This is a genomic window from Holophagales bacterium (assembly GCA_016719485.1).
GTDB lineage: Bacteria > Acidobacteriota > Thermoanaerobaculia > UBA5066 > UBA5066 > UBA5066.
Map to the genome: position 1 here is coordinate 299,226 of JADJZB010000004.1, position 9,921 is coordinate 309,146.

At 71.8% G+C, this 9,921-nt stretch carries 7 protein-coding genes; 4 read left to right on the top strand and 3 right to left on the bottom strand.

The window, feature by feature from the left end; translation table 11 throughout:
* The first annotated feature begins 75 nt into the window (after positions 1-75).
* Positions 76-993: a DMT family transporter gene (locus IPN03_04320; protein ID MBK9372954.1), complete on the top strand. Its 918-nt coding sequence runs from the start codon at positions 76-78 to the stop codon at positions 991-993.
* Here the strand turns inward: IPN03_04320 and IPN03_04325 are convergent.
* Genes IPN03_04325 through gatC form a run of 3 tightly spaced genes read right to left on the bottom strand, consistent with a single transcriptional unit; the run spans position 990 to position 4,737 of the window.
* Positions 990-2,969, bottom strand: coding sequence for an N-acetylmuramoyl-L-alanine amidase (locus IPN03_04325; protein ID MBK9372955.1), 1,980 nt, complete (start codon positions 2,967-2,969; stop codon positions 990-992). The two genes, IPN03_04320 and IPN03_04325, sit on opposite strands and share 4 nt — an antisense overlap.
* Complete coding sequence (gene gatA, locus IPN03_04330) at positions 2,966-4,447, bottom strand: Asp-tRNA(Asn)/Glu-tRNA(Gln) amidotransferase subunit GatA (protein ID MBK9372956.1); 1,482 nt, start codon at positions 4,445-4,447, stop codon at positions 2,966-2,968. Before gatA ends, IPN03_04325 begins: the two co-directional genes overlap by 4 nt.
* Positions 4,444-4,737 (bottom strand): Asp-tRNA(Asn)/Glu-tRNA(Gln) amidotransferase subunit GatC, encoded by a 294-nt coding sequence (gatC, locus tag IPN03_04335; GenBank protein MBK9372957.1) that lies wholly within the window; start codon positions 4,735-4,737, stop codon positions 4,444-4,446. Before gatC ends, gatA begins: the two co-directional genes overlap by 4 nt.
* A 63-nt stretch (positions 4,738-4,800) precedes the next feature.
* Here gatC and IPN03_04340 point away from each other — a divergent pair, with 63 nt between their 5' ends.
* From IPN03_04340 to IPN03_04350, 3 genes are all read left to right on the top strand, one after another.
* Positions 4,801-6,054, top strand: coding sequence for a CCA tRNA nucleotidyltransferase (locus IPN03_04340; GenBank protein MBK9372958.1), 1,254 nt, complete (start codon positions 4,801-4,803; stop codon positions 6,052-6,054).
* Between the two features lie 22 nt (positions 6,055-6,076).
* Entirely contained in the window at positions 6,077-7,528 is a 1,452-nt protein-coding gene (locus IPN03_04345; GenBank protein ID MBK9372959.1) for a PilT/PilU family type 4a pilus ATPase, read from the top strand.
* 64 nt (positions 7,529-7,592) lie between these two features.
* Positions 7,593-9,344, top strand: a complete 1,752-nt coding sequence (locus IPN03_04350) for a tetratricopeptide repeat protein (GenBank protein MBK9372960.1) — start codon at positions 7,593-7,595, stop codon at positions 9,342-9,344.
* Positions 9,345-9,921 lie beyond the last annotated feature (577 nt).

Genomic DNA, 9,921 nt, shown 5'->3' on the forward strand with positions numbered 1-9,921 from the left:
ACGGGCAGAACGCGACGCGGGAGATGCGCCGCCTTCTACCGAAAAAGCCCCTGAAATATAGCAGAGGAACCCTCCGTGCCCTCACCCGCAAGCGCCCGTTCGAAGGCCCTCCTCGGCGTCGTTCTCTGCGTCGTCGTCTGGGGCGTGAACTACCCGGCGACGAAGATCGCCTACCGCGAGTTCTCGCCGCTCGCCTACACCGGATGGCGGTTCCTCATCGCAGGGGCGCTGATCCTCGGCTGGGCGTTCCGGAACGGCGCGCCGATCCTTCCCCCGCGCGGCCTTCGCCGCCACGGGTTCTTCCTCGCCATGGCCGGCATCGGCATCTACCAGCCGATCTTCGCCATCGGGATCGCCCGGACGAGCGGATTCGCGGCCGCGCTGATGAACTCGGTCTCTCCCCTCCTCGCGCTCCTCATCGTCGCCGCGCTCGGGTACGAGCGCATCTCCCGGTTCGCCGTCGCCGGCACGGCCGTGGCATGGTGCGGGGTGGTGGGGTTCCTCGTGGCCGCTCACGGCTCGGTCGACCTGGGCGGCCGCTCCGGGAATCTCCTCTGTTTGTGCTCCGCGGCCTTCTGGGCCGTCTACAGCGTGGCGTCCTCGCGCCTCTCGACCAGGATCCCGCACGCCACGGCGCTCGCCACGACCTTCGCGTTCGGGATCCCGGTCCTCCTCGCCTACTGCGCGCCCGCGATGCGTGCGCAGGATTACCGCGGCGTGTCGGCCCTGACCTGGGTCATCCTCGTCCTCTCCGCCGTCTTTCCCCTCTATGCCGCCTTCCGGCTCTGGGCGCACGCCCTTGCGGTTCTCGGCGTCGCGGCCACGACCCGGATCGGCGTCCTCGTCCCGGTCGTCGCGGGGATCTCCTCCGCCCTCTGGACCGGGGAACGCTTCTCGGGCGCGAAGGTCGCCTCTGCTGCCGTAGTCCTCGCCGGGCTCGCGCTCGCGCGGCTCGGGGCCTCCCGGTCCGAACCCCCGCGAGCCTCCGGCTAGCGGCGGCGGGGTGTTCTCTTCGGCGTCGGCGTACGCGTCGGCTTACGCGTCGGCTTACGCGCCTGCTTCAGCGTCGGCTTCGGCGTCGGTGTCGGCGATCGGACTTGCGCAGCGGCCGGGCCGGGCTCGACCCGGCGCGGCCACGGGCCGGCGATCTGGGGCCAGGGCCCGGCGATCTCGCGCGCGGGCGTACCGGCGGCCGGATCGGCGGGGACCGTCGGGACGACCGTCGGCCGACCGTTCGCGGAGGGGACCGGCGTCTCCTCTGGCGGTGGAGGCGGCGCGTCCCCTTCGGGGACTCCGGTCCCACCGAAGAAAGCCAGGAGCCCGTCCGCAAGGGCCTCCGCGGACTGCTGCCGGAAGGCGCGCGTCAGCGTGAGCCCGCGATCCTCGTCGTTCGAGAGGTTCGAGAGCTCGAAGAGGACGCGATTCGGGATCTTGTTGTAGCGCAGGACCGCCGGCACCCATTCCCGCCCCGAACGGATGACGTGCGTCCGCACCGGCCGGAACTGGTGAACGGGCAGGCTCCGGCGTCGGAACGCGCCGATCAGCTTCTCGGCCAGCGAGGTCGACGCCCCCTCTGCCAGGACGCGCTCCTTCTTCGTGAAGGAGACGACCGGCTCGTCGCGCACCTCGCGGAACCTCCGGTAGAACGGCGTCGCGCGGCCGTAGCTCGAGCGCAGGAAGCGCTCGCCCGGGACGTACGCCATGGCGCCCCGGACGGAGGGGTGGAGCGAGTCCGCGTGGAGGGAGAGGAAGACGGTGCGCTCCGGCGGGATCGGCCTGCCGCCGGGACCGGGCCGTCTCAGTATGGCGTTCGCCAGGTACCACCGGAGGTTCACTCCCGCCGTCGGGTCCGTGAGCGTGTAGGGAGGATCGGTCAGGAGGACCCGCGCCTTGCGGTCCGGTAGCCGGTCGCGATCCGGAACCTCCCAGCCGATTCCCGGCTCGCGCGTCATCATGACGACCTCCGCACGGGTCGTCTCGAGGAGGACCTTCCGAAGGCGCGAGGCGACGTCGTAGACGTAGGTCGACTCCCAGACGCCGTGGTGAAGAGTCCCGGTGTCGCGGCCGCCGTGCCCCGCGTCGATGACGACGCGCACTCCGGCGAGACCCCGGGCCTTCGCGGGAGCGGCGAAGAGAGCCGCCTCGGCCCGCTCCTTCTCCCTCGCCGCGGTCTTGGGGTCGTCCGGCGGGAGGTACTCCTCGGAAAGGAGCTCGAGCGGGATCTTCACCGGGAATCCGACGGGAATCCCGTGGACGTCGTCGATGCCCGACCGCAGGGCGATGTCGAGCGCGAGCTGGATGACGTCCTCGGCGTGAAGGCGTCCGGTGAACCTCACGACGACGGCGGAGTACAGCGCCTCCTTCCTCTTCAGGCGGTAGACGGCGTACTTCCCCTTCGCGTCGGAACCGTACTCGAGGCGCGGCGGCTCCTCGTCGGGAATCGGCTCGGCGTCGCGGAACGGCGCGAGCAGGTACTCGACCGGCACCTTCACCAGGGTCCCGCGAGTGACGGACCGACCCGTCAGGCCGTTCAGCTCCGCGAGCCGGCCGGCGAGGCGCTCGTCGCCCGTGAACCAGGAGGCGATCGACGCGAGCGGCTCGGTCCCCACGGCGACGTGCAGCCAGCCGATCGTCGCGCGCGCGTCCGAAGGAAAGAGGGCGCGGACGGCCGCGAGCCGGGTCTCGTCCGAGAGGCCCGCGTAGGGCAACAGGATCGTCCGCGTCCGCGACGGGGGCGTCGCGAGTCTGAGGAGCGTCGCGGCCGCCCCCTCGTCGCGGGAGACGCGCCGCGCGAAGTCCGCGACGGACTCGCCCTCCAGCGGACGCACCTCGACGACGATCGCGCCTTCGTCGAGGACGGCCGAGAAATCCTCGGAAACGTCGACCCGCTTCGGCGGCTCCTGCGCGCCGAGGAGACGCGAAAGGAGCAGCAGCGCCAGGGCGAGGAGCCGGAGGGGGGACCTCGTCAACGGATCGCGCCCGGTGGACGGCCCCACTCGCCCGCCGCCCGCTCGACCTCGTGGCCCAGGGCCAGGAGCAGGGGCTCGGAGCCCGCCGGTCCCGCGAGCTGCATCCCGATCGGGAGGCGGTCTCGCGAGAGCCCGGCGGGGACCGAGAGCGCCGGGAGCCCCGCGAGGCTCGCCGGCACGGTGAAGACGTCGGCGAGGTACATCGCGAGCGGATCCTCGGCCTTCTCCCCGATCCGGAACGCCGGCTCGGGCGCCGTCGGGCAGAGGATCGCGTCGCACGAGCGAAAGGCCTCCTCGAAGTCGAGCGCGAGCAGGGCGCGGACGCGCTGGGCACGCTCGTACCAGGCCTCGCGGTAGCCCGACGAGAGCGCGAACGTCCCGAGGAGGATCCGGCGCTTCACCTCCGGGCCGAAGCCGGCGGAGCGCGTCGAGCGGTAGAGCCCCGCGAGCCCCTCGCCTTCGCGCCTCGCCCCGTAGCGGACGCCGTCGTAGCGGGCGAGGTTCGACGAGGCCTCGGCGGTCGCGAGGATGTAGTACGCGGCGACCGCGAGCGCGATGCGCGGCACCGAGACCCGGACGAGCGTGGCACCCGCAGACTCGAGGAGCCGCGCCGTCACCTCGAGCGCCGCGGCGACGTCGGCGTCGAGGCCCCCCTCGGGCGCTTCCGCCTCCGCCAGAAGCCCGATGCGCGCTCCCCGGGCACCGTTTCCGACGCGGCCGAGGAGGTCGGGGGGGGCGGACGACAGAGACGTGGAATCGCGCGGGTCGGCTCCCGACATCGCGGCGAGAGCGAGCGCCGCGTCGCGCACGTTGCGGGCGAGCGGCCCGGCCTGGTCGAGCGAGGAGGCGTAGGCGAGAAGGCCGTAGCGCGGGACGCGCCCGTACGTCGGCTTGACGCCCACCAGGGAGCAGAAGGCCGCGGGCTGCCTGACGGAGCCTCCCGTGTCCGTCCCGATCGCGAGAGGTACCGCGAGGGCCGCCACGGCCGCGGCCGACCCGCCCGACGAGCCGCCGGGAACGCGAGCGAGATCCCACGGGTTGCGGACCGGCCCCCAGGCCGACGTCTCGCTCGAGGAACCCATCCCGAACTCGTCGCAGCTCGTCTTGCCGACGACGACGCATCCGGCAGCCTTCAGCCGGGACACGCACGTCGCGTCGTCGGCCGCGACGAAGCCTTCGAGGATCCTCGACCCGGCCGTCGACGGGAGGCCGGCCACGTTGATGTTGTCCTTGACCGCGAGCGGAACGCCGGCGAGCGGCAGGGTCTCGCCGGCCGCGGTCCGCCGGTCGACCTCGTCCGCCGCCGCGAGGGCCGCCTGCGGTGCGACGTGAAGGAAAGCCCCGTGGAGGGCCCGGCTCTGCTCCACGCGCGCCAGCGAGGCTTCCACGGCCTCGCGCGCGGAGATCCCGCGGGCAGAGACCGCGGCCGCCAGCGCGTGGGCCGGCCCGTCGAGAAGGCGGTCGAGGTCCGGCGTCATCCGTTCCTCGAGACGACGCGAGGGACGACGAAGTGCCCGTGCGCGGCCTCCGGCGCGTTCGCGGCGACGAACGCGCGCTCGCCGGGCTCGCCCGACGGGACGTCCTCGCGCAGTGGCGTCGCCGGAGGCGCCGGCAACGGGGGGAGGAGCGCGTCCGGCACGCGTCGCAGGGCCTCGAAGTGCTCGACCACCCGGGTCAGCTCCTCCGCGAGCCGGGCGTCTTCCCCGTCGGCGAGATCGAGCGCGGCGAGCCGGGCCACGCTGCGGACGAGCTCGCGGTCGATCTTCACGGAGTCGAGTATAGCCAGCGGCTTGACGGCGCCCTCGGCGCTCCCCTACCGTCGATTCCTGCCGTGAAAGCGCTACCCGACATCCGCGCGGCGCTGGGACGCCTCGCGCGCCGCCGGACCATCCGCCTCGCACGGTCCGCGTCGGCGGAGTCGGGCGTGCCGTTCCTCCTCGTCGGAGGCGCGGTCCGCGACGCCCTCCTCGCCCTGCCGTCGGGAGACGTGGACCTCGCGGTGGCACGCGAGGGAGCGGCGGCGTTCGCCGACGCTCTCGCTCTCCTCGGCGGTTCGCGCGCCGTCTCGATCGGGCAGTCACCGCGCCGCATCCTCCACGTTCCGCTCGGCTCATCGTCCGTCGACATCTGGGAAACCGACGGCGACCCCGTCACGGACCTCTCGCGCCGCGATTTCACGGTCAACGCGCTCGGCGTCGCCTTTCCCGGCGCGCGACTCGTCGCACCCGACGGCGCGCTCGACGACCTGCGCGCCCGTCGACTGAGACTTCCGCGGGCCGGAGTCCTCGTCGAGGACCCGCTTCGCGTCGTCCGCGCCGCCCGCTTCCTCGCACGCCTGCCCGGCTTTCGGCTCGACCCCGCGGCGCTTCCCGAGCTGCGCCGCGCGGCCGTGGGCCTCGGCTCCATCGCGCCGGAGCGCCGCCTCTCGGAGCTCGACGCCATCCTCGCGGCGGGTCCCATTCCGGCCGCGCTCGCCCTGGCACGACTCGAGGCGTGGGGGGCGCTCGAACCGCTCCTGCCCGGCCTTTCCGCAGCGTCGCGGCTCCGCGGGACCCGGCTCGTCCGCGCGGCCGAGGCCGGGGCCTCCGTTGCCCTGCTCAGGACGCTCCTCCTTTCGCCATCCGGCCCCGCACCCGCCGCCAGCGCCCTCGAGGCGCTCCGCGCGAGCCGCCGGGACCGCCGCCTCGCGCAGACGCTGCTGGCCCTTCCCCGACCGGCGCGTGCACCCACCCGTCGCGACGCGGTTCTCCTCCTTCGACGGGCCGCCCCGTTCTCCCTGGAGGCCGTCGCCTTCTCCGCCGCGGCGCGGGGTGCGGCGGGGCGGACACTGGCATTCGAGGCGCGTCGCCTCCTCTCCGGGAGGGGGGCCCTCGGCCGGATCCTCCATCCCCGGCGACCCCTCTCTGCCGAGAACGTCGCCCGACTTCTCGGAGTGTCGGGCGTCGCCCTCGGCATCGCGCTCGCGAGCCTCGACGAGGCCGTCGCGGCGGGCGAGGTCCACGACCGGCGCGAGGCCCGGACACTCCTGCTCGCCGGGGACCGCAGACCGGGCCGGGACGACCGGATCCCCCCCGGAACGGTATAAGCTTCGTGCGAGGATCTGGAACATGGACCTGACCGAACTGTTGAAGTTCGTCACGAAAAAGGAGGCGTCGGACCTCCACCTCAAGCCGGGGCGACCGCCGCTCCTGCGGATCAACGGCCGTCTCGTCCCTCTGAAAACGGACCCTCTCACTCCGAAAGAGATCGAGGAGATGGTCCTCACGATCCTCACGCCCCACCAGAAGGACAAGCTGACGGCGAACTACGCCGTCGACATCGGCTACGGCATCCAGGGGCTGGCGCGCTTCCGCGGCAACATTTTCCTGCAGCGCGGGAGCTGGTCGGCCGTCTTCCGGCGGATCCCGTTCACGATCCCGGGCGTCGCCGAGCTGCACCTGCCCGACGTCGTCAACACGTTCTGCGACTACCCCGCTGGCCTCGTCCTCGTCACCGGACCGACCGGCTCGGGCAAGTCCACGACGCTCGCAGGCATCATCAAGGGCATCACCGAGAGGCACCCGGTCCACGTCGTCACCGTCGAGGACCCGATCGAGTACCTCTTCCAGGACAACCTCGGCTCCGTCTGCCAGCGCGAGGTCGGAACCGACACCACCTCTTTCCAGGAAGCGCTCAAGAACGCGATGCGGCAGGACCCGGACGTCATCATGGTCGGCGAGATGCGCGACTGGGAGACCATGCAGACGGCGATCACGGCCGCCGAGACGGGGCACCTCGTCTTCTCCACCCTCCATACGAACAACGCCGCGCAGACGATCGACCGCATCATGGACAGCTGCCCCAACGGCCAGCAGAACCAGGTCCGGCGTCAGGTCGCCCTGGTCCTGCGCGCGATCTGCTCCATGCAGCTCATCGAGCGGATCGACGGCCAGGGGCGGATCGCGGTGATCGAGATCCTCGTCAACTCCCCGAAGATCACCAAGCTCATCGAGGAAGGGCAGACCAACGAGATCCTCGACGAGATCGAGTCCTCGGTCACCTACTACAGGATGCAGTCGATGAACCAGTCGCTCATCGCGCTCCTCGTGAACGGCGCGATCGACTACGACAAGGCGATGCAGCTGACGGCGGACCCCGAGGACCTCTCCCTCAAGCTCCGCAAGCTCTTCCCCCAGATCGAGGAAAAGTTCCGAGGAGGCATCATGGCCCCGACCGCAAACGACTTCTCCGCCATCACGGAGCTGATGGACATCAAGAAGCTCTACGAGGAGGCGGAAGAGAAGTGGAAGATGCGCATCCAGGAGAAGGAGGATGCGATCGTCAACCTCGAGTCCGACCTCCAGGCCAAGGACCGGATGATCGAGTCACACACGATGGGGAGCCAGGAGCTCGAGGGCGAGCTGCAGAAGGCCCGCCAGGAGAACGAGCGGATCCGCCAGGAGGCCGCCGCGCGCATCGCCCAGCTCAACGACCGGATCAAGGAGCTCAACAGCCGGATCATGGGCGGCTCGGGAGCGGCCCCGCCGGGAACGCCGCAGTCGGGCTTCTTCAAGCGGTAGAGACAGCCGCCCACGCCCCGGAACCCGTAGTGGGGCCTCCGGCGCAGGGTCTTGAATCCGCCACGTGCAGAAGAAGATCAGCGCGGTCCTTCCGGCAGCGGTTCTCGTCGCGCTCGTCGCCGCGTACCTGCCGGTGCTCCGTTCCGGGTTCATCTGGAACGACCACACGTACGTCACCGAGAACGCGACGCTGGACGGCCTGGCGGGTCTGGCGCGGATCTGGACCGACCCGTCGGCCAACGAGCAGTATTACCCTCTCGTCTTCACGTCCTACTGGATCGAGAAGCGGCTCTGGGGCCTTCACCCGCTCGGGTATCACCTCGTCAACGTCCTGCTCCACGCCGCCGGCGCGTTCCTCCTCTGGCGATTTCTCCGGCGCCTCGCCCTCCCCGCCGCCGGGCTCGCCGCGACGGCCTTCGCGCTGCACCCCGTCTGCGTGGAGTCCGTGGCCTGGGTGACGGAGCGAAAGAACACTCTCTCCCTCGTTCTGGTCCTGCTCTCGGCACACGCCTGGCGCGCGTCGAGGGACGCTCTCGCGGCGCGAGAGGCCCGGCAGGTGTCGAAGAAGAAACGGGCGCGTCCGGAAGCCCTCCCGCTGCTCGAACGGCCGGCCCTGCTCTATGCCGTGGCGCTGGCAGCGTTCACCCTCGCCCTCCTCGCCAAGACGACCGCGAGCGTCCTCCCGGCCGTTCTCCTCGTCCTCGTCTGGTGGATGGGCGGCCGGCTGCGTGCGTCCGACGTGCGGCCCCTGTTGCCGTTCTTCGCGGTCGGCATCGCGCTCTCTCTCCACACGGCCTGGCTGGAGCGGACCATGGTCCGCGCGACCGGGGACGAATGGGCCCACGGCCTCCTGGAGCGCGTCGTCCTCGCCGGGCAGACGACGACGTTCTACGCGGCCAAGATCCTCTGGCCGGAAAACCTCTCCTTCATCTACCCCAGGTGGGACCCCGACGCGGGGGACCTCCGGCAGTGGCTGCCCGTCCTCGGCTGGACGGCCGCGCTCGCGGTCGCAGGGCTGCTCGCGCGCCGGGGACGGCGGGGACCGCTCGCCGGGCTGCTGCTCTTCGGAGGTGTCCTCTTCCCGGCGATGGGGTTCTTCAACGTCTACGCGATGCGGTACTCGTGGGTCGCCGACCACTTCGCCTACCAGGCCGTGGCCGTGGCGGCGGCGAGCGTCCTGTGCGGCGCAGCGACGCTTCTCGAGCCCCTCCACGCGCGATGGCGCCGGTCGGCGGTGGTTTTCGCCTCGGCCGGTCTCTTCGTCCTCGCCGCGCTCACGTTCCGTCAAGGGCGGGCCTACCGGAACGAAGAGACCCTCTGGCAGCACACGCTCGAGAGGAACGCCGACTGCTTCATCTGCCTCACGAACTACGGCAACCTGCTTCTCGAGGCCGGAAAGACCGACGAGGCCCTTCCGCTGCTGACGCGATCCCTGGCGATCAAGCCCGACGCCCTGCCGACTCTCCTGAACCTGGCCCGCGTGGCCGAGGAGCGGGGACGCTTCGAAGAGGCCGCGTACCGCCTCCGGAGCGCACTCGCCGTCGAGCCCGAAGACGGGGAGGTTCGCGTCCACCTCGCCACGATCTACACGAAGGCCGGGCGGCTGGAGGACGCGATCCGGGAATACCGGGAAGCCCTGCGGGTCCCCTCCCAGGAGGACTTCCTGGCGCACAACGGGATCGGCGTCGCTCTGGTGAGGTCCGGCCGGCCCGCGGAGGGCGTGGAGCACCTCCGGACGTGCGTCCAGCTCCGCCCGGACTACACGCCCTGCAGGGCGAACCTCGAGGCGGTTCTCCAGGCCGCCGCCAGCCGCTGAGGGAGACGCCCCCGCGGGCGTTTCGCCGCTAGACTCGACGCAGCATGCCCGTCGTTTCCCGCCGAACGCTGGCCCTGGTGGCCGGTGTCTTCCTCGCCGCCGGCGCTGGCGCGGGCCTGACGCTGTACCGCCTCGACCGGACCGTGGCCCGGGAGGCGGCGCCCGGCCGCGTTCGCGCGGATCGGGTCCGGCCGCTCGCCTTCGTGACCAGCGAACGATCCGTGGTGAGGGGCGACGTCGCGGGCGACGGACAGGTCCTCGGCGCGGCCGAGGTGGCAGGCGTCCTCCACCTCGCCACCGGCTCGGGGCTCACGGCGGCAGACAGGCTCTTCGACGTCGGCGACGGCCTCCCCTCCCTGCGCGTCTCGGCCGTGGCCTCCTGGCGGGGCACGGCGGTCTTCGCGCTCGAGAAGGGAGGCTGGGGCCGGCTCGGCGCCACGGGGCCCGAGCTGGCGACGACGGGGTTCGGCGATCTCGAGGTGAGGGCCTTCGGCGAGACGGAGGGAGGCGAGCTTCTCGTCGGCTCCCGCCAGGGGCTCTACCGGGCTCCGTTCGGTGCCGGAGAGATCGAGAAGCT

What these genes read in the sequence shown, in the direction of transcription:
- gatA (MBK9372956.1), bottom strand. Translation starts at nt 4,447, where the DNA reads ATGACGCCGGACCTCGACCGCCTTCTCGACGGGCCGGCCCACGCGCTG.
- IPN03_04345 (MBK9372959.1), top strand. Translation starts at nt 6,077, where the DNA reads ATGGACCTGACCGAACTGTTGAAGTTCGTCACGAAAAAGGAGGCGTCG.